The 20,386-nt window shown below is 30.5% G+C and carries 16 protein-coding genes; 5 read left to right on the forward strand and 11 right to left on the reverse strand.

Annotated features, from left to right (window positions below; translation table 11 throughout):
* Positions 1-52: 52 nt before the first annotated feature.
* The 6 genes from N456_RS11095 to mutY form a co-directional block, all read right to left on the reverse strand.
* On the reverse strand, positions 53-526 hold the full coding sequence (locus N456_RS11095) for a DUF4199 domain-containing protein (protein ID WP_062056873.1): 474 nt from the start codon (positions 524-526) through the stop codon (positions 53-55).
* 97 nt (positions 527-623) lie between these two features.
* Positions 624-1,499 (reverse strand): DMT family transporter, encoded by an 876-nt coding sequence (locus N456_RS11100; RefSeq protein ID WP_062056875.1) that lies wholly within the window; start codon positions 1,497-1,499, stop codon positions 624-626.
* Positions 1,500-1,590: 91 nt separating this feature from the next.
* A complete protein-coding gene (gene gldD, locus N456_RS11105) occupies positions 1,591-2,163 on the reverse strand; it encodes a gliding motility lipoprotein GldD (RefSeq protein ID WP_062056877.1) in 573 nt (190 codons plus the stop codon).
* A complete protein-coding gene (locus N456_RS11110) occupies positions 2,144-3,475 on the reverse strand; it encodes a gliding motility-associated protein GldE (RefSeq protein WP_062056879.1) in 1,332 nt (443 codons plus the stop codon). The genes gldD and N456_RS11110 overlap by 20 nt, the downstream gene beginning before the upstream one ends.
* 24 nt (positions 3,476-3,499) lie before the next feature.
* Entirely contained in the window at positions 3,500-3,955 is a 456-nt protein-coding gene (locus N456_RS11115) for a single-stranded DNA-binding protein (protein WP_062056881.1), read from the reverse strand.
* A gap of 280 nt (positions 3,956-4,235) precedes the next feature.
* Entirely contained in the window at positions 4,236-5,291 is a 1,056-nt protein-coding gene (mutY, locus tag N456_RS11120) for an A/G-specific adenine glycosylase (protein ID WP_062056883.1), read from the reverse strand.
* 130 nt (positions 5,292-5,421) lie between these two features.
* Between mutY and N456_RS11125 the strand changes: the two genes are divergently transcribed.
* On the forward strand, positions 5,422-5,712 hold the full coding sequence (locus N456_RS11125; protein ID WP_025741241.1) for an HU family DNA-binding protein: 291 nt from the start codon (positions 5,422-5,424) through the stop codon (positions 5,710-5,712).
* Positions 5,713-6,003: 291 nt separating this feature from the next.
* Entirely contained in the window at positions 6,004-7,542 is a 1,539-nt protein-coding gene (locus N456_RS11130) for an Rne/Rng family ribonuclease (RefSeq protein WP_062056885.1), read from the forward strand.
* A 278-nt stretch (positions 7,543-7,820) separates the two neighbouring features.
* Here N456_RS11130 and N456_RS11135 read toward each other — a convergent pair whose 3' ends face one another.
* The 5 genes from N456_RS11135 to N456_RS11150 form a co-directional block, all read right to left on the reverse strand.
* Complete coding sequence (locus tag N456_RS11135) at positions 7,821-9,905, reverse strand: prolyl oligopeptidase family serine peptidase (RefSeq protein ID WP_062057497.1); 2,085 nt, start codon at positions 9,903-9,905, stop codon at positions 7,821-7,823.
* Between the two features lie 111 nt (positions 9,906-10,016).
* Positions 10,017-10,166: a hypothetical protein gene (locus N456_RS24415; protein WP_158447870.1), complete on the reverse strand. Its 150-nt coding sequence runs from the start codon at positions 10,164-10,166 to the stop codon at positions 10,017-10,019.
* A gap of 155 nt (positions 10,167-10,321) precedes the next feature.
* A complete protein-coding gene (locus N456_RS11140; protein ID WP_158447871.1) occupies positions 10,322-12,058 on the reverse strand; it encodes an AraC family transcriptional regulator in 1,737 nt (578 codons plus the stop codon).
* Positions 12,055-12,921, reverse strand: a complete 867-nt coding sequence (locus tag N456_RS11145; protein ID WP_062056888.1) for a thiopeptide-type bacteriocin biosynthesis protein — start codon at positions 12,919-12,921, stop codon at positions 12,055-12,057. The genes N456_RS11140 and N456_RS11145 overlap by 4 nt, the downstream gene beginning before the upstream one ends.
* A gap of 79 nt (positions 12,922-13,000) precedes the next feature.
* The gene (locus tag N456_RS11150) at positions 13,001-15,256 is read right to left on the reverse strand and encodes a lantibiotic dehydratase family protein (protein WP_062056890.1); all 2,256 of its coding nucleotides are present in this window, start codon (positions 15,254-15,256) and stop codon (positions 13,001-13,003) included.
* Between the two features lie 405 nt (positions 15,257-15,661).
* Between N456_RS11150 and N456_RS11155 the strand changes: the two genes are divergently transcribed.
* From N456_RS11155 to N456_RS11165, 3 genes are all read left to right on the forward strand, one after another.
* Positions 15,662-16,870, forward strand: a complete 1,209-nt coding sequence (locus N456_RS11155; protein WP_148639294.1) for an aspartyl protease family protein — start codon at positions 15,662-15,664, stop codon at positions 16,868-16,870.
* A 164-nt stretch (positions 16,871-17,034) separates the two neighbouring features.
* Positions 17,035-19,185: a lantibiotic dehydratase family protein gene (locus N456_RS11160; RefSeq protein ID WP_062056894.1), complete on the forward strand. Its 2,151-nt coding sequence runs from the start codon at positions 17,035-17,037 to the stop codon at positions 19,183-19,185.
* A 4-nt stretch (positions 19,186-19,189) separates the two neighbouring features.
* Positions 19,190-20,092 carry a thiopeptide-type bacteriocin biosynthesis protein gene (locus N456_RS11165; RefSeq protein ID WP_158447872.1) on the forward strand — a complete coding sequence of 301 codons (903 nt, stop codon included), beginning with the start codon at positions 19,190-19,192 and terminating at the stop codon, positions 20,090-20,092.
* Positions 20,093-20,386 lie beyond the last annotated feature (294 nt).

The raw sequence follows: 20,386 nt of genomic DNA on the forward strand, positions 1-20,386 counted from the left end.
ATTTCCATAGGCGGGTGCAAATATACTGCTAATTAATTAAATAACAAATATTTTATACCTCTATAGGTCGTGAATTGTAATATTTTTTAGGATTCCAGCTTTCTTTAAATAGTTGCATAAAAGATAGTGTAAGTACGAAAGTAGTAGCAAACCCCATAATTGCTGCAACGAAAACTACTTCACTTACTCCAACATAATAATGAGAACTCCAATTGGCTAGCATTTCTGGCAAGAAATCTGTATTTATATTAGTTACATATACTGCAAAAAAGGCTATAAAAATAATTGTAGCATTAAATCCTGTAAAAAGACCTGCCATAAACCCTTTTTGATATTCGAAATGCTGTCCTTTTTCTTTCTTGTAATCTTTCATTGCCTTATATAAGCCAAAGGCGACAATAACACCATTGCCTATACTAAAAATCGGATTTGTATGTGCACCTATCAAAGAAAGAATTAAAAAATATGCTATAAGTCCAACGGCAATCAATATGCCATACGTAACAGGAATAGTTGATCTTTTCATTTCTATATTTTTTAAAATTCTTAATCTTAAAAATACGAAATTTAAAAGTTTTTTTAACTTAAAAACTGTTAATTTATTGTTTTACAACAAACTAAAATCATCGATTTCTATTCGTTAAATAGACTCCAAAAACAATAACTCCCGAAGCTATAACCTGATAAAATGTAAATTTCTCGTCATCTAATACCCCCCAAAATAGAGCCACGATAGGAATCGTATATGTTACAGAAGTTGCAAATACAGGGGTACTAATCTGAACTAGTTTATTAAATACTACTTTTGCAATTCCTGTACCTACAGTTGCTAGTATAGCTATATATAGTAAGCTTGTATGTGTTTTTGAATTAGAAATTACTTCAATTTTAAAGAAATCAGAAAAATACAATACTATCATAGCAGGAATAATTAGTAGAATAAAATTTCCATTAGCGATTGCCATAGGTGGGATATGTTGCATATACCTCTTAATAATATTAACGTTTACTGCATAGCATATTGAAGCCAGAAGCACTAATAGTGCATACCAATAATTTTGATTAGGATTTACTGAAGCTCCTTCTAATATTAAAGCGAGACATCCCAACAGTCCTACACATACTCCTATAAATTGATTTTTATTAAATCGTATTGAGAAAACTAACATTCCCAAAATTAAGGTTACTAAAGGGGTTGTAGAATTAAGTATGGACGCAATTCCACTATCAATTTCTGTTTCTGCAAAAGCGAATAGAAAAGCTGGAATAAATGACCCTGCAAAAGCTGATATTGCTACCCATTTCCAATCTGATACTGCTATAGCTCTTATACTCTTAAAACCAATCAAAAATAAAAACACTGCTGCAAATAATGTTCTCAATGCTCCCAATTGCATAGGAGTAAGCCCGATTAATGATTTTTTGATAAGAATAAACGAACTACCCCAAACCAGAGATAATATAGCTAAATACAGCCATCTTAATTTTGTTTTTTGCATCTCTATAAGTAAGCTACAAAATTGATGAAATTATAAATACTTAGAGGTAATTTTGATAGAAAATTAACTATGTTATTATGATAAACAAAGCCTAATCTTTCCAACGCAACGTTTCCATAAGATGCCTCATATCATTACGTAAATAATTTGCTGCAGGAAGTATCGAATCATAATTTGGTTTTACCTTAAAATATACAGAACCTACAACAAAATGACTAACACTATCTGTTACATAGAATTGAGATTGAGATGCAGCATTTCCAGATACTTCATAAAACATACCATACTTCTTATTCTCCTCATTTACATAAGGCGTCTGTATAATCCCATCTGCCTTAACAACATGTTCTTGAGTAAGGTTCTGAGCATCCCTAAGCAATGAGTCTAAATTATTATTAACCTCAAAATAAGAGAGATATATTGTTGCTTTTAATTTTTTATAATCAAGGTTATACCAACATTTTTTATTTCTTCTAGCTCTTTTAAATTCTGAAAATTCGTTTTTCTCAAAAGAATATGCACAAGACAATGACACTTCTTTATACTCAGGAGTAGGATAACTTAATCGCAACATTCCTTCTGGCTTGGGTAATATTTCACTCCCACAAGAGAGTAACATTAACATAGTAATTCCTAAAAAAAATTTAACTCCTTTCTTTTTCATTAATCGTCAATTTCACTTGTTTTATTCGTTTATTATCTAATGATTCGATCTTAAATGCATACCGATCTAATGTGATAATTTCACTTCGTTTAGGGAAACTCCCTGATATTTCAAGCAATAGCCCTGCAATAGTTTCTGCATCTCCTTTTTTACCTTCAAAAACACTATTATTTTCTATTTTCAATACTTTATAAAAATCTTTTAGTGCTGTTCTTCCTTCAAAAACGTAGTTCTGATCATCTAATTTTGAAAATATCAGATCTTCATCATCAAACTCATCACTAATATCACCTACGATTTCTTCAATTATATCTTCTAAAGAAATTAAACCACTGGTTCCTCCATATTCATCAACAACAATAGCTAAATGATTCTTTTTTAACTTAAAGTCATTTAGCAGATCATCCAATTTCTTATTCTCTGGTACAAAATAAGGGCTTCTTAATAAGGCTATCCAATCAAAAGAGGTCTTGTTGATATATGGCAAGAGGTCTTTTACATAAAGTATTCCGATAACCTTATCAATACTATCTTCATATACAGGAATCCGAGAATATCCGTTTTTAATAATCTCGGGGATAATTTCTTTATATGCAGTGTCACTACTTAATGCAAAAATATCCATCCGAGGGCGCATTACCTGCTTAGTATCGGTATTCCCAAAAGATACGATCCCTTCTAGTATTTTCTTTTCTTCATCTGTAGTATCTTTATCTGATGTCAATTCTAACGCTTGTGACAACTGACCTACACTTAGATTAGATTTTTGTTTTCCTAATTGATTATGAATTCTAATCGTTACACTACGCATTGGGATACTAATTGGAGAGATAATCCAATCCAAAAAGCCTAGTGGACGTGCCATAAGTTTTGCAAATTTTACTTTATTCCTACTAGCATATAACTTAGGTAATATCTCGCCAAATAACAAAATAACAAATGTTGCGACCCCTACTTCTACAACAAATCTTATATTTATCCATCCTAACAGAACATAATCAAGGTTACTAAAATAGATCTTACCTAAAGCATCAAAAAGCAATACTATCGCAATATTTATAAAGTTGTTTGCTACTAATATTGTCGCCAATAATTTCTTAGGATGGTCTAATAATCTTGATATTATTTTAAGATTTTTAGAAGCATTTTCTTCTTCTTTAAGATCTGCAGGAGTTAAAGAGAATAACGCTACTTCACTTCCGGATATTAATGCCGAAAAGGCAAGTAATATTATAAGCACAACCAAATTAATGGTCTGCACAACATCAAAAACAAGTACCGCAGTAAGCAAGGGTTCAGGATCAGGGTCCAAATTCTTTTTATTTAATTAAACATATCAGAATGGAAGATCGTCTTCTTCTACATCTGGTGAATTAGGTGATGCTATCTGCGAATCAACGGCAGATGCACCTGTATTATTTGACTGAGACTTGGATTCATGAGGTTGATTCTCATTTTTAGGAGTAAGAAAGGTAAAATCAGTGCATTGTATTTCTGTACTATACCTATCTTTCCCTTGCTCGTCTTGCCATTTTCTGGTCTTAAGACGACCTTCTATATATACTTTATCTCCTTTGTTAAGGTATTTTTCGCAAATTTCTGCTGCTTTATTCCTTACTACAATATTATGCCACTCTGTAGTATTTACTCGTTCTCCTGTACTTTTATTAACATAAGAATCATTAGTAGCAAGAGGAAATCTACCAATACAATTACCTCCTTCAAAATAATGCATCTTTACCTCATCTCCTGTATGCCCTATAAGCATTACTTTATTTAGTGTTCCAGACATTTATCTCTATAATTTATTATTGAAAGTTTATTATTCACAAAGAAATAACAGACCTTAACAAATAACGCTATTAGAATACTTCTTATTTCTTAAAGTATCTAAAAAAAAATTGTTCTAAAGTAAATGTAATAAAAAAAAAGATTTCAAGTCTCCTCTCTTAGTTTATGTTTTAAACATTTTTTTTATAAATTATTGGTATTTAAGTTTTATAATTAATGATAACATCCGTTTCATTTAATCTTATCTAGAAACATCATAAAAATTTTCTATCTATAAAAGTTTATAAAAAAAATGATTCTATAAAATTACTTAATAAAATAGGAACTGGATATCTATGAATCTCTTTACTATCCACTATATTGTGTGATTCCTCTATTTTAAGATGCATACCTATTTTTATGATATAAAATTTAGTGTACAAATGTTGATGGGATAATTTATGAAGTATTGGTTGGCTTTGATACTCCGTAATCTCATATTCCTGGTCTTCAATCATTTTCTGAAAAAGAGTATGGGATACAATCGAATCTTTATCTATAGGATCACTGCTTTCTATCAAAGGAAATTCATATAAACCCTGCCATATACCTTTACCTATTCTTTGCTGAATAATTGTTTGTTTATCGTTTATGTAAAAAACCAAATAACTAAAATATCGTTTTTTAATTTTAATTTTTTTTAGTTTAACAGGTAATTTTTCTATGCTTCCATTTTTTAATGCTTCACAACTATCATTTAATGGGCAAATACTACAATATGGTTTTTTTGGTTTACACTGTAGTGCTCCAAATTCCATAATAGCTTGATTATAATCAGCGGGATCATCATGGTCCATTAATGCTATTGCAAGTTCTTTAAACTCTTTTACCCCATCTGTACTATTAATAGGTGTTTCAATTCCAAAATACCGAGACAATACTCTATACACATTACCATCAACTACAGGAACTGCTTCTTCATAACATATAGAAGCTATAGCACTAGCTGTATAATCACCAACTCCTTTTAGCTGTAGAAGGTCTTTATAAGTAGACGGAAAAATACCATTTAAATCATCTGCTACATACTTTGCAGTAGTATGTAAATTTCTGGCTCTGGAATAATATCCTAATCCTTGCCATAGTTTTAGCACTTTTTCTTCACTTGCTTTTGCTAAATCAAATACTGTTGGAAAATTTTCAGTAAATGACATATAATACGGTAATCCTTGTGCTACTCTAGTCTGCTGAAGTATTATTTCACTAAGCCAAATATAATAAGGGTTTTTGGTTTCTCGCCACGGCATAGCTCTTTTATTCCATAAGTACCACGTAATGAGTTTTTTAGAAAAAATCATAATAATTTTATAAGATTTGCAAAATTAAACGTTTAAAGATTAAAATATCATCTTAAGTATTGATATTTTGGATTTTAAATTGTTATATTTGCCCCCTTGAAAATTTAAAAACCCCTAAATAGGTATTATAATGACTAAAGCAGATATTGTAGCAAAAATTTCAGAAAAACTGGGAATAGAAAAAGGTGATGTTCAAGCAACTGTTGAAACTTTCATGGAAGAGGTAAAAAGTTCACTAGAAAGTGGAGACAATGTATACCTTAGAGGATTTGGTAGTTTTATCATAAAAACTAGAGCAGAAAAAACAGGTCGTAATATTTCTAAGAATACTACTATCAAAATTCCTGCACATAACATTCCTGCATTTAAGCCTGCAAAAATATTTGTAGAAGGTGTAAAAACTAATGTAGAAGTAAAGTAAGTAAATAAATTATAACCATAAAAAAATACACACTATGCCAAGTGGTAAAAAACGTAAAAGACACAAGGTAGCTACGCACAAGCGTAAAAAAAGAAGAAGAGCAAACCGCCATAAGAAAAAGTAGTTCCTAACTACTTTTTTTATTTAAAAGCTAAGTTCTTTGAAATCGAAATAAAGCATCATATCACTACCGATATTATATATGTTTTATTTCAATGGGATTTTAAAAAATTCCTGTGAAAAAATTGTTTAATCCATTCCGGTAACTATCGGGATAAAAATCTAATCAGAGTGAACAACGAATTGATCATTAGGTCAGGTTCCTCTACGGATTTTGCCTTATTAAAGGATGGAAAACTAGTTGAATTACATAAAGAAGAGGATGACAGTGATTTTGCGGTAGGTGATATTTTTATTGCCAAAATCCGTAAATCTGTCCCAGGTTTAAATGCCGCATTTGTTAATGTAGGCTATGAAAAAGATGCATTTTTGCATTATCATGATCTTGGTCCTCAAATATCTTCTTTACTTAAATTCATAAAACGTGTAAGCACAGGTAAATTAAAAAATTATTCTCTTAAGGATTTTCCTTTTGAGAACGATATTGATAAACACGGTACTATTACCAATGTGTTAAAATCAAATCAATCACTATTAGTACAAATAGTAAAGGAACCGATATCTACCAAAGGCCCTCGAATTAGCTCAGAGCTTTCAATTGCAGGTAGATACATTGTTTTAGTCCCTTTTTCTAATCGAATTTCTATTTCACAGAAAATAGAATCCACAGAAGAAAAAGAACGACTAAAGAGACTCGTAAAGAGTATTAAACCTAAAGGTTTCGGAATTATTGTACGTACAGTAGCAGAAGGCAAAAAAGTAGCAGAACTAGACAAAGATTTACAAAATCTAATCGGGCGATGGGAAAATATGTGTAAAAAACTGTATAAAGCCCATCATCCATCAAAAGTACTAGGTGAAATGAATAGAGCATCTTCTATATTAAGAGATGTTTTTAATGACACTTTTACTTCTATTATTGTAGATGATGAAGATCTCTGCAATAGAATTAAAGAGTATCTGCAAGAAATTGCTCCAAAAAAGGAATCAATTGTAAAACTTCATAATCCTAAAATACCAATTTTTGAAAAACATGGTATTGAACGGCAAATCAAAACAAGTTTTGGCAAGACGGTATCTATGAGTAAGGGCGCCTATTTAGTTATCGAGCATACAGAAGCAATGCATGTAATCGATGTAAACAGCGGCAACCGGTCTAATAAAGCCAAAAACCAAGAAGATACTGCACTAGAAGTAAATTTAATTAGTGCAGCTGAAGTAGCTCGTCAATTACGTCTTAGAGATATGGGAGGTATTATTGTAGTCGATTTTATCGATATGAATAATGCAGACAATCGTAGAACACTCTTCAATCAATTGAGAGAAGAGATGAAAGATGACAGAGCGAAACATAAAATTTTACCGCCAAGTAAATTTGGCTTGATTCAAATTACACGACAACGTGTTCGACCAGAAATGAATATCAAAACCCGTGAGGTAGATCCAAACGGAACAAATGGCGAAGTTGAGGCGCCTATAGTTTTGTTAGAAAAAATGAAGGTTGAATTAGAAAAATTAATTAAAAAAGATCATAAAAAGATAACGCTAAGTGCACATCCTTTTATTGCAGCTTTTTTAACAAAAGGATTTCCATCCACCCGATCTAAATGGTATTTAAACTATAAACGATGGGTAAAAATTGTACCTAGAGACGCTTACACGTATTTAGAATATCATTTTCACGATAAAAATGGTGAATTGATAAAATAAAGTAAAACCCGACCTTGTAAAAGTGTCGGGTTTTTTTATTTCTTTTTTTGAGTTTCCTCATAGCTATGTTACGATAAGGCTAAGAAAACACTGTTTTTTTGCTGTATTAAATCCTACATCTTCTGCTATAGCCTTGATTGTGAATCTTCTGTTCAGACAAATAGTTCACACAATATGATTAGTAATCAATATAAATAAACTTATCACAGACAAAATCAAAAACTACATGGAACAACATCTTAATAGATCCTTACTTTTTCTATCAAAATTCATTGTTCTTATTCTGGTTGATACTCAGGGTGCCCTGTCTGCCAAAAAGCAAAAGATAATGCATTGGCATATAATTCATATGCTTTAAGCTTTGTATTATTCATCCCGCCATGACCCGATTCATAATCGACGGCAAAAAGAGTCGGGTGATCAGCACTATTATATGCTTGCAATCTTGCCACAAATTTTGCAGGATCCCAAACGACTACTCTACCATCTTTTACCCCAGCTGTTACTAGTGTCGCAGGGTATTCTACATTTTTCTTAATATGATGATATACATCCATTGCTAGGAGTGCCTCAAATTCTTCTTTTATTTTTACTGTTCCAAATTCTTTAATATTATTAGCTCCATTAGTTCGGGTTTCACACCTTAGCATATTTACTGCAGGCGAAACTAACACTACCGCGGCATAAAGATCAGGACGTTCTGTCATAGCTCTACCCGCCATAATTCCACCAGCACTAGTACCCCATATAGCTGATTTCTCTGAAGAAGTATACCTTTCTTTAATCATATACTTAGTACACGCAATCATATCTTTCCATGTATTAAATTTTGTAGTTTTAAAGCCTGCTTTGTGCCAAGTTTCTCCTTTTTCTCCACCGCCACGTACATGGGCGATAGCTAGTATACCACCTTCTGTAACCCAGCTTAAAAAACCTGTTGAGAAAAAAGGTCCTGTAGAATATCCATAAGAACCATAACCATAAAACAATGTAGAGCTACTTCCATCTTTTTTTATTCCTTTTTTATAAATAATAGACATTGGAACCATAACTCCATCATGAGAAGTCACTTCAACCTCTTCTACTATTAGATCCTGAAAATCTTTATAATGAGATAATGGATCAAGATGTAAGCTCTTAAATGTATTCTTATCAAAATCATATTCATAAGAGGTATTGTCTTTTATCCAACCATAGGTAGAAACTTGCAAAAAATCATACTTAGGTCCCTTAGAGCTAATCCCTATTTTTCCTGAGGGATTTGGTATTTCAATTTCTTTTTCTTTCCCTTCTATGAAGTGATATAATTTTGCTTCTACTCCATTTTTTACCCTCACAAAAAAGATTCCATCTTTAGTCACTTCAAAATCTTTAATCACCCCATCATTGCTTTCAGGAATCAAAATTTCTGGTGTTTCAAAATCTGGATTAATCATAGATGTTTTTGCTATATGATAATTAGAGCTATTCTTGGCTGATAAAAAGAGTATATCATTATTAACTAAAACCACTTTCTCTACCATATCTGATTGTTGATACAACAACTCCCAAGATGTTTCATCAGTGAGTAAATCTTCTTTAGCTTTAAAATACATGTCCTTAAAAGAAGATGAGCCACTTACCTCAGCAAACACAAATGCATCGTAATCCTTGTATATATGTACTAGTGGGTAGTCTTCAGGTTTAAGATTTAATACTGGATTATTTGTTTTTGAGAACACCTCTTGTAATTCCTCAGAATCACTACCCAGTATATATACTACAGATTTTGAGTTTAAACCATAGGTAGGATCTTTAGTATCAACCAAAGGAAAATATAGATATATAAATCCCGAATTATCTGGCAACCATTGTAACCCTCCTATATTAGGATTACAATTTTTAACCACTCCTGATAGTACACTATTTGTTTTTACATCAATTACAAAGACATCAGAAATTTCTTCTCCTTGCTTTGATAGGCTCACTGCTATCTTTTTTCCATCCCAATCGGGTTGTATATAGTTGATAACATACTTGTCTTCAGAATTCTTCTTATATTGATAAGGATCATATAATAAAATCTCTTCTGCATCAATATCGGGTCGATAATATAATTTCCCTATATCTTCCCTTGCCATGGTCTTTATATAAAAATAGCTCCCATTTGCAGTACTGGTAATATTGCTTACTTGATATGCTTTTTCTTGATCAAATTCTTTTTGTTTATCAATCAAAAATTGTCGTTTAGGTATCGTATTAAGAGTCTTAAATGCAAGGTCACTTTGTGCTTCTAGCCAATCAACGACTGTAGAATCCTCTAAGTTTTCTATATTTCTATATGGGTCTTCTACCTTTTGGTCATGATATATATCTATTGCCATGACTCCATCTATTATAGATGTTTTTTTGACTTTATTAGTACACGATACCAACAAAAAAAGTATTGTTATTTTTTTAACCATACCAAGATTTTATTATTCAGTACTATAATTTTATTGAATTGCATTAGGGTTTAACAAATTATTAGGTCCACAGATAGGATCAGTTCTCTGATGGCTCATACCTCCTCCTGCTTGTACTTTTACTAATTCTTCTTTAGATAATATGGTAATTTTTGTTTTGTTTAAACTAAGCTTCTTCATGTTAAGTTTGTTTATGTGAGTATTAATTAATGATGAAGCAAATATAACGGCAAAAACTCAAAACCATCCCTACAATTAAGCCCTTCTCGTCTGGATTCCTGAATTCAGAGTCAATATTCCTGAATTCAGATTTAGCAAATTACACATACATTACTTTATGTAACATCTTGTTTTTCAAGCTTTTTAATGAAGTAAGAAGGATAAATACCTGTTTTTTTATAAAAGGATTTAGAAAACGCCTCAGTTGTATTAAAACCTGCTTCAGCAGCTAATGCTTTTATAGTATACATTCTATATTTAGTATTACTTTTCAGTTTTTCAATAATATATTCGATTCGCAAATCATTAATATATTGTATAAAACTCTTCTGCTTATAGGTATTAATAACTTTAGACAGGTATTTTGAATTAGTCCCAAATTTAGATGCTAATACACTTGTTGTAATGTTAATTTTTATAAAGTCTTGTTTTTTTTCAAAATTTGATAGGTTGTCCAAAATAGCGTTTACTATTTCTTCTGAAATTCCAATAGAATTTGAAGTGCCAGGTGTTTTACCTTTTTCAGGTTTCTTTTCTTCTTTAATTTTATCTTTTGAAGCAATTAATTCTTCAAATCGTTGTTGATACCTCTTTTGTTTTTTATAAGATAACATCAAAAAAACAACTACTATTACTACAATAATTGAAAGAATAAGTACTCCTATAAGAGAAGTACTATGTTTTGCCTCAAGATCTCCAATTAATTTTTCTTTTTGTAAAAGCAATTTCGGAGTATCATAATCTTTTATTAATCTATCACTTAGGTATTCATAATTACTATCTAATATACTATCTGAACGTAAAAGTCTATTGATATAAAACAATTGTTTATTTTTATCATTTAAGGACTTATAGTAATTAATAAGATTAGTGTAAGTAGTTCTCGTCTCAGGAATAATATAATTAGAAATTTGCAATAGAGAATCTATTTTTTTATAATATTCTACTGCCATATCTTTATTACGCAAAGCTTCATGCGATTTCCCTTGATAAAGGTAGGCATTGATTAAATCAGTGGTCTCAAAAAAATACTTATTTTCTGGCTTTAATAGTTTAGGTAATAAACTATCTATATCAGTTATTACTGTTTTATAGCTTTTATCATAGTATTGCAATATAGCTTCATTTAATTCAAATAAATATAATATATCCTTTCCTTTAGAAGATTTAATACCTTCTTTATTAAAGAACAAAGCAGAATCAACTTCATTCGTAAGTCTATAGGTATGTACTAACCCAGATAATGTTACCAAATAGCTCAAAGAATCTTTAATTGTCATCTCTTTACTACTTCTATATGAAAGACATTCTTTAAAAATATCTTTTGCTTCTCTATACTTCCTTAACTTTCTTTTTAAAAGTCCTATGTTATGCTTAGTTATAAACTCTAAATGGCTATTTTTTGATTTCTTACACCATTGTATCGCTTCTAAATAATTATCTAATGCTTGTTTAAAGTTTCCTTCCTCCTCATATGCCTGTCCCTTATTAATAAAAAAAAGAGAAGGGTACCGTTTATGTTCTATTTGTTTAGATACTGTTATCGCACTATCCAAATATACCAATACTTCTTTATAGTGTTCTTTTTTAGAATATGAAGTGCTTAATAGATTATACCCTTTAGCTATTTTTAAAAAGTTTTTTTCATTTTTAGCTTTTTGTAAATAAGTATTAGCATATATTCTAGCGAGGGTTTCATTTTTTTCTAATACGTTATAAAACCTTGCCTTTAATCCTTTATAATTTATCTCTGCTAAAGAATCAGAAATCATCACCGCTTCCTTCTTATCCTGAGCTAATAGTAACGTAGTGTTAAAAAAAATAATGATAATACCTAATAATATTCTTCTCATGATACAGTATAACTCATTTTTGTTTTTTGGTATCGTAATAGAAAATCGTAACATACCAATTCATAAAAACGTTGCTTAGACCTAAAAGCTCTATTGACCAACATGTGTATATAACTGCTTAGTAGATCTTCAGATTGTATTTCTAAACGATTATTTTGTTGTGCATACAAAATAGCTTGTATAGCTTCTTGTGAATTTTCTATTTTGTCCTGTAATAATCGATCCAAAACAGCATAATCTTCTTGAGTAGTGGGTTCTAAAAATGGAACCAATTTATTTTTAAGTCCTCTATATTTCTTATCCAACTGCTTGTTTAAAGTTTTATCAGCGTTAAACTCTCGTTTATATGCTTGGGCATTTCGAGTGAATATATCGAGTTTTTGTTCTTTTCTAAAATGAAAACTGTCTAATAAACTGTTAATCGCTTTTAGTATAAATAAAAAATATAATTCTTCATCTTCGATTATATCTATTGCTTCTAATAGCATCACGCTTTCATAAAAAAACAATTGTTCTGATACATCTATTGTATGAGTTCCATATCGTTCTAGTTCTCGTATATAGGTATCTGTCTGAATTTTATAGATCGTCTGGTGTGCTACATATTGCTGTAATACTTTATTAATAGTTAAAATAACATCTCCTATACATTTTATATCTGGTAGGTGAAATCGTATTCTTATATGAAAATCTGGATCTCCATAGCGTATAAAAAACCAAGAATCAATCAATCCTTGTTCTAGTAATTGTTCTGTAAGGGGTTTTATGGTTTCAGTAAGGAGTACATCAGAAGTTCTAGCCCCACAATATATTTTGTAATACAGCCATTCATCACCCAATATATATGTTCTTTTTACACTCATCTATTGTTAGCTTTATATCCATATAATAGTAGTACTCTTGCTTATATTAAGCTTTTTACTACTTTTAATTTGGTCATTTTTACTTTTTTGCCTTTTTTAATTTCTCTTGATTGTAGAATGAAATCGCAAATTGATTCGTATACTGTTTTTCTTTTTGTTGTACTATACTATTACTATCAGAAGACCATCCATCTTCAGTAAATAAGAATTCTTCCAAAATACATTGACTTTTATTCTTTATAGTATCTAGCCACATGCTTACCGAGTTCGTATTTTCTAGGTTTATCAACAAGGTATTATCGCCATCAATTAATTGAATTAGCTTTGGAATATTATTATCTGATCTCCATTTATTTATAGTATTAGTTCTTTCTTCTCCATTACTATCTTTTAAAAATGAAAGTTCTGCTACGGTAATTTTCCATCTGGCTTTTGCTAGTATAAAGTCTTTATAGACTACTCTAGGTAAAAAAGTATATTTTTCTAATGCTTCTCCCCAATGAAAGCCTATTCCTGATCTACCTCCTTGTTTTTGCACATCACATAAAAAATGATATACTGGTAGTGCATTAGCACTATAATTATGTGCATTAGTTAGACGTGGAATAATTTCTTTATTAAGAGTTTTAGATCGTAAGATAATCCGTCCATACTGTACTGATATCATCAAATCAGATATTGCAATCTGCTGTTCTGTAGAAGCATTTGATTTTCCTAAATAAGGGATTTCATACGCTCGTACTGTAGCTCTTCTAATCACATTACCGGTTCTGGATTCTGGTAAGTGAATAACTTCTGCTAAAATCGTATCCGGATACATTTCTTGTTCTGTCCTTGTAATATCCTGAACGTATTTAAAAATTTGCTCATTCCCTGTAGAGAATCTACCCAAAAGATTAGCTCCTGAACTTCCTCCTACAGAAGAAAGTATCATCTTTTTTTCTCCATCAACAGTTGCTAGTTCTGCAATAGTTGCCATTGTATCTGGTAAGTCTGTCCAATCTAATTTTAGGTTTTCAAAATCTTTGTCTTCTAGCTCCAAGCTATAGCCATTATCTTTGTAGAGTTTTTGTAGTTTTTGGTTTAAAATTTCTTGTACGTGATTCCAATGGATTTCTTGTTGAGAAGTTGATTTAGATGGTATATAGAGATCATCTAAAAAAGGAGTAGAATCACTTGCATCCTGATGTTGTAAATAACCTATACCTACCTCAGTATCTAAAGCAGTGGCCAAAGGAATTTCTTGGGTTTCATATCTATTTTCAAAAGCCTGTTTAAAACGCTGCAAATACGTTTCAGAAGGAGCATTACTCATCCTATTTAATAGTGTCAATAAACGCTTAAGCTTATACCCCCATCGTATATCTAATTGGTTTGATTGCGTCTGAGTATATAAATCTGTCTGGAAAAGATATTTTAACTCAAAAGGAGTTTTTAATTCTGCTACTCGTTCACTTAACTTTAGATATTCTATTTCTTTATTTCCTAATTTTTGATCTACTTGATCTAATATTTTTTGATAGTGAGAAATTTCTTTTAAAATAGCTTCCGTACCATTCAATCTCTTTAAACAAATCTCTATCTGTTCTAAAAAACCTTTACCAGTTACAGAAGGTTCTATTTCACTTACTAGAATTTGGTTTTCTATTAATTCTTCTATAAATCCTTCTGCTTCTTCATAAGTAATCTCATCATCGACTAATACTATAGCCAATTCACTAATATTTTTACCTAATTTGGCGCTTTCTATTATAGTCTCTAAATAAGTAGAATATCCAACTGCTTCAATAGAATGTTCTCTACGGTTATACTGATTATATTTATATTCTATATATCTATACTGATTTCCTATTCTATAAAGACTGTTATTAACATACCATATCAATTGCTTTTTAATCACTTCTTCTTTCGATATCTTCTGAGAAAAAGCTACTAAAAAATTCATATCAAACCGAGTTTGCCTTTGATGCTTATCATAGTGCGCTAACTCTATAGCTGTAACATCTCCAAACTGTCCTATACTACACCCAGCAAATAACCCAAATGGAGTACATCGTGAACTCATCCTGGATATATACTTTAATAAAGAAGATTCTAATCGTTTACTTTTTTGATGATCCTTAAGTGTGCCCGAAAGCCATTTTTCAATCTCAGAAAACAATTCAGGAGAAGCTAAAAAAATAGCCTCTCTGAGAATATCATCTTTCCAAATACCTTTAAATTCTTCTATTCCTATAGTTTCACTATTGGTAAGGTTACGATAAAAATCTAATGATAAAAGTGGTGTTCTGAGACAAAACTGATCAAAAAAAGTATATGGGTTTTTTAGCTTCAAGGGTAATTTGTATTATTCTATAGTTAATTAATAGAGTATAAATATACTACTTTCTTTTCTTTCTTCCTTTTTCAAACAAAACAAAACAAAACTACTGAAAATCAATTAATTAAAGATATTTATTCAAAGTCTGAATTCTATGAATCACGGGTTTGTTTTCAGGAATCGCGAGGTACTTCTCTTGTTTTTAGGTTTTTATCGAGGTTATATTTGTTCAAGTTAAAATGAAAAAACAAACTGACAATTTTTACAATTCAATTCGAAAAAAATGATTCTTGTATTAACAAATTGCATTTTAAAATTAACCAAAATAATAATTGAACTATTACATTTTTTAATGAGTTCTTTTTAAATCAATAAAAATAGAATAACAAGAATAGTAACATTATAAAAACAATAAACCTTTTGAAATCACTATTAAAAATAACGCCATTTGTATTTCTCTTACTAAGCTGTGGAGGATCAAAAATCGAAAAGCTTTTGAAGTCGGGGCAGGTTGATCAGGAAAATTTTAAAGTTACTGTGCCTTTCGAATATAGACAAGGGCTTATTATTCTAAAAGTAGATATCAAAAATAAAACATATGATTTTATATTAGATACAGGAGCTTCAAATGTGGTTTCAACAGAACTAGGCGAAGAGCTCAATCTAGAGCCTATTGATTCTCAATTGGTATATGGCGTACATGGAGCTAGTAAAAAATTAGACTACACTGCAATTAAAGCTATCAAAATTGGCGGTATTAACTTCTCAAACACCATTGCCGTCATTCACGATCTAAATGCAGTTTCAAAATTGGCTTGTCTAAATATACATGGAATAATAGGTGCTAATTTAATGAGGCAATCGATTTGGGATTTTGATTTCAATAATCAACTTATAACGATTACTAATACTGAGGAATCCTTAGATATTCCACCTAATTATAAGGAAGTTAAATTTTTTATAGGATACCAAGGAGCACCTTCAATCATTACAAAAGCAAATGGAATGCGAGTATTAAATACGATGATTGATACCGGATATAATGGAAATATTAGTTTGTCTAGAATAGAGTTCCAAAAGCTTATCAAAAGAAAAAAACTAACACAATATAATACTGGTAATGGTATTACAGGAACTGGAGTTTATGGAGCTGGCAAAAAAGAAGTTTTTCATCAAGGTCTAATCGATGAAATGTCTTTTGGAGATCTTACACTAGATACTACGATAGTATCCTTTAGTGGAACAAGTCATAAATTAATTGGAGTAGAGTTCTTAAAAAATTATAGAGTTATTTTTAACTGGAACACTAAAAAAATAAAGTTCATCGAAATTACTTCTTACAAGAATACAAAAATAAATAGCTACGGTTTTGATTATTCTTTTAAAGAAAATCAGCTTTATATAAAATCAGTAATCAACACATCAAGTGCAGATACCAATGGATTACAATTAGGGGATCAGATTATCGCTATCAACAACATTGATTATAGTACTATCACACAGAATGAATGGTGTCGCATTCTAAAAAATGGACTGATTAACAACTCAGAAAAAAAAATAACAATGACCATAGTACGAGATACCAAAACACATGAATTAACTCTCAACAAAACAGTAGTATTAAAATAATAATAGGACTGCATAAAGAAAAAAGATAAAGTAAATAAGAAGAACATCATGAATCCGAAACCACATTCTTTATTAGAAAAATATATTGTAAGAACTCCAATTCTTTCAAACGAGGTATTGACTGATATATCTTCTGAAAAAATAAAAGAGATAAGAAGAACATCATGAATCCGAAACCACATTCTTTATTAGAAAAATATATTGTAAGAACTCCAATTCTTTCAAACGAGGTATTGACTGATATATCTTCTGAAAAAATAAAAGAGATTTGTAATACTCCTTTAGTTTCTGAAGCTATTTTCTTAACATCTCCAGAGCTTCATGCCGAAATGCAAAAATATCTTACAGATAAAGATTACGATAATCCTAAACTAGAGTTATCATTACTTAAATACATCTCCAGAATGAGCCATCGTTGTACTCCTTTTGGGTTATTTGCCAGTATCTCTGTAGGGCAAATTAATGATAAGGCTACTACCATAGAATTAAATGATGTAGATCAATATAAGAGAACGACAAGGCTAGATATGAATTATTTATGCTCTTTGGTACAGGAACTCGAAAATGTAACCGAAATACGAAATAACTTACTGTATTCCCCTAACAATAGTCTTTATAAAATAGGGCATAAGTACAGGTATGTAGAGTACAAGTACAAAAATTCGATCCGACACCATTATATGGTTGCTATAGACGCATCATTATATATTGAAAAGGTATTAAAACTTGCAAAAAAAGGTGCGAAAATTAAAGATTTAATAGAAGCCATAATAACTCCCGAAATTAGTTTTGCAGATGCAGAAAGTTTTATAAATGACTTAATAGACAATCAAATCTTATTAAGTTCTATATCTCCAACAGTGTCTGGTGATGATTATCTAGATCATATTTATCAAAATACAGGTGTACCTTGGTTAAAAGATATCAAAAAACTAGTAAATCAATTAGATCAAAAAGTGTTTCATGAAGATTTAGGTTCTTATCAAACTATTATAGAATTGCTTAACCAATTGGAAATACCTTTTAATAAAAAGTTTTTATTTCAAACTGACTTGATTGCCACTACTAAGTCTAATGAATTGGATAAAGCAATATCAAAAGATATACAAAAAGGAGTAATCGTACTTAACAAGCTTGCAAACAGAATCAGAAACCCAAAATTAGAAAGTTTTAAAAAGGCCTTCCTAGATCGGTATGAAGATGAAGAAGTTCCTCTTTCAGTAGCATTAGACGTAGAAGCAGGAATAGGATATGATCAAAACCATAAGGGAGCCTTTGATGTATGCCCTCTAATCGATGACCTGATCCTTTCTAATACTAATCACAGTTCTGATCAACCTTATTACAAATTCAATTTAGGAAAAACTGATTCATTAATCTATGAAAAGTTTATGGAGGCTAAAGCTAGCAGCACTTTTGAAATAGAATTTAATGATAATGATCTAAAAGACCTAAAAGAAAGCTGGAATGATCTACCTACTACTTTTCCTATAATGTGTACAATTTTTGAAGGTAATGAAACTCCTATAATCTCATTATTTGATACAGGAGGACCTTCAGCTAGTTATCTTTTAGGAAGATTCAGCCACACTTGTACCGATGTAAAAGAAATTATTAATGAGATCGTAAAAAAAGAACAAAAAGAAGATCGTATCCTAGCCGAAATTGTACACTTACCCGAGTCTAGAACAGGAAATATATTATATAGAAATCCTATACGAAAACACGAGATCGCTTATTTAGCAAAAAGCAATCTTCCTGAAGAACAGCAAATACATATATCAGATCTCTGGATATCTGTACAAAACGAAACCATTTTATTAAGATCAGAAAAATTAAATCAGTACATAGAACCAAGAATGGCCAACGCACATAGCTACGAAGATACTCCCCTACCTATTTATCAATTTTTAGGGGATATGCAAACACAAAATGTATGTAATACGCTAAACTTTACATGGGGGCCTAATCTGGCAGATCAAACATTTTTCCCTAGAGTGAGATACAATACTATTATTTTATCCGCAGCACAATGGCATTTTAAAGAAAAAGAACTGAAACAGCTACAGAATCAAGATAGTATAATCAAATGGCAAAAAAGAAATAATATTCCATCAGTGTTTCTTCTAACAGATCATGATAATGAACTAGTTATAAATTTAGAAAATGAGATTAGTTGTAAAATGTTTTTATCTGAGATTAAAAACAAAAAATCTATCGTTCTCAAAGAAAATTTATATAACGAGTTTGACTCCTCTGTAAAAAAAGGAAACCATTCATATAACAATGAATTTATATTCTCTCTTTATCAATAAAATCATGGTAGAAACAACACAAAATATCAAACGAAAATTTATAATAGGTAGCGAATGGCTTTCTTATAAATTATATATGGGTACACAAACGGCAGATACCTTTATCAAAACTCAATTATCCTATATTATTAATGATCTAGAGAAAGAAAATTGCATTGATAACTGGTTCTTTATACGCTACGCAGACCCAGATTTACATCTGCGTATACGCTTTCACATAAAAAATCCTAATCGTATTAGCCAAATTACCTCTAGACTATATACTGTTCTTCAACCCTTAGTTAATGATCGATTAATTCATAAGGTACAAGTAGACACCTATTCTAGAGAACTAGAACGCTATGGACTACAAACTATTGAAGAATCTGAAGCTTTATTTAGAATAAATGGTGAATTGATCATTGATATCTTAACAGCAATTGATGATGATGAAAATAAGCGTTGGTTATGGGGCATGAAAGGTATTGACATACTTCTAAATGGATTTGAATATACCCTACAAGAAAAACGAGATATCCTATTCGAACTAAAAACAGATTTTGCAAACGAGTTTGGGATAAATAAGAATGTAAGAAAACAACTGAGTATGAAATTTAGAACTTATCGAAAAGAAATTTCTAGATTATTAAATCCAAAATCTGAAAATGAAATAGATACTAAACTCCATAAGTATACAAAAGAATACCAAAAAATTGCTTCAATAATTTCATCAAAAAAACAATCGAAAGATACTCCGATCTATAAAAACTATCTAATGTATAGCTATATACACATGCATTGCAATCGACTCTTCCCATCTAAGCAACGTATGAATGAATGGGTACTTTATGATCTACTATATCAATATTACTATAGTGAATATGCTAGAGGGAAAAAACAAAATGAAATCATGAAAATAGCAATATAAAAAATAAATGTAAAAGCATTAAAAAGCTTTTACATAGAGACTCCCTAGCTGTGGGGTGTTGGGGAGTCTCCATAATAGCACATATTCATTGTATACATAAAAACAATTTATAATAAGGAGGTAGCCAAAAATCCTTAATCAGAGTAGGCAAAAATCAAATCTTTAAAATTAAATATCATGTTAGATTTAAACAAAAAAACAGTATCACACTTAAGCAATCAAGAATTACAAAAAGTTAACGGTGGGCTATGTATCAAAAGTACCAAAAGAGCTTGTACTTGGACCCTTACTATC

Source organism: Aquimarina longa SW024 (assembly GCF_001401755.1).
In the GTDB taxonomy this organism is placed as follows: Bacteria; Bacteroidota; Bacteroidia; order Flavobacteriales; family Flavobacteriaceae; genus Aquimarina; species Aquimarina longa.

What these genes read in the sequence shown, in the direction of transcription:
- N456_RS11095 (WP_062056873.1), bottom strand. Translation starts at nt 526, where the DNA reads ATGAAAAGATCAACTATTCCTGTTACGTATGGCATATTGATTGCCGTT.
- N456_RS11100 (WP_062056875.1), bottom strand. Translation starts at nt 1,499, where the DNA reads ATGCAAAAAACAAAATTAAGATGGCTGTATTTAGCTATATTATCTCTG.
- gldD (WP_062056877.1), bottom strand. Translation starts at nt 2,163, where the DNA reads ATGAAAAAGAAAGGAGTTAAATTTTTTTTAGGAATTACTATGTTAATG.
- N456_RS11115 (WP_062056881.1), bottom strand. Translation starts at nt 3,955, where the DNA reads ATGTCTGGAACACTAAATAAAGTAATGCTTATAGGGCATACAGGAGAT.
- mutY (WP_062056883.1), bottom strand. Translation starts at nt 5,291, where the DNA reads ATGATTTTTTCTAAAAAACTCATTACGTGGTACTTATGGAATAAAAGA.
- N456_RS11125 (WP_025741241.1), top strand. Translation starts at nt 5,422, where the DNA reads ATGACTAAAGCAGATATTGTAGCAAAAATTTCAGAAAAACTGGGAATA.
- N456_RS11135 (WP_062057497.1), bottom strand. Translation starts at nt 9,905, where the DNA reads ATGGCAATAGATATATATCATGACCAAAAGGTAGAAGACCCATATAGA.
- N456_RS24415 (WP_158447870.1), bottom strand. Translation starts at nt 10,166, where the DNA reads ATGAAGAAGCTTAGTTTAAACAAAACAAAAATTACCATATTATCTAAA.
- N456_RS11140 (WP_158447871.1), bottom strand. Translation starts at nt 12,058, where the DNA reads ATGAGAAGAATATTATTAGGTATTATCATTATTTTTTTTAACACTACG.
- N456_RS11145 (WP_062056888.1), bottom strand. Translation starts at nt 12,921, where the DNA reads ATGAGTGTAAAAAGAACATATATATTGGGTGATGAATGGCTGTATTAC.
- N456_RS11160 (WP_062056894.1), top strand. Translation starts at nt 17,035, where the DNA reads ATGAATCCGAAACCACATTCTTTATTAGAAAAATATATTGTAAGAACT.
- N456_RS11165 (WP_158447872.1), top strand. Translation starts at nt 19,190, where the DNA reads ATGGTAGAAACAACACAAAATATCAAACGAAAATTTATAATAGGTAGC.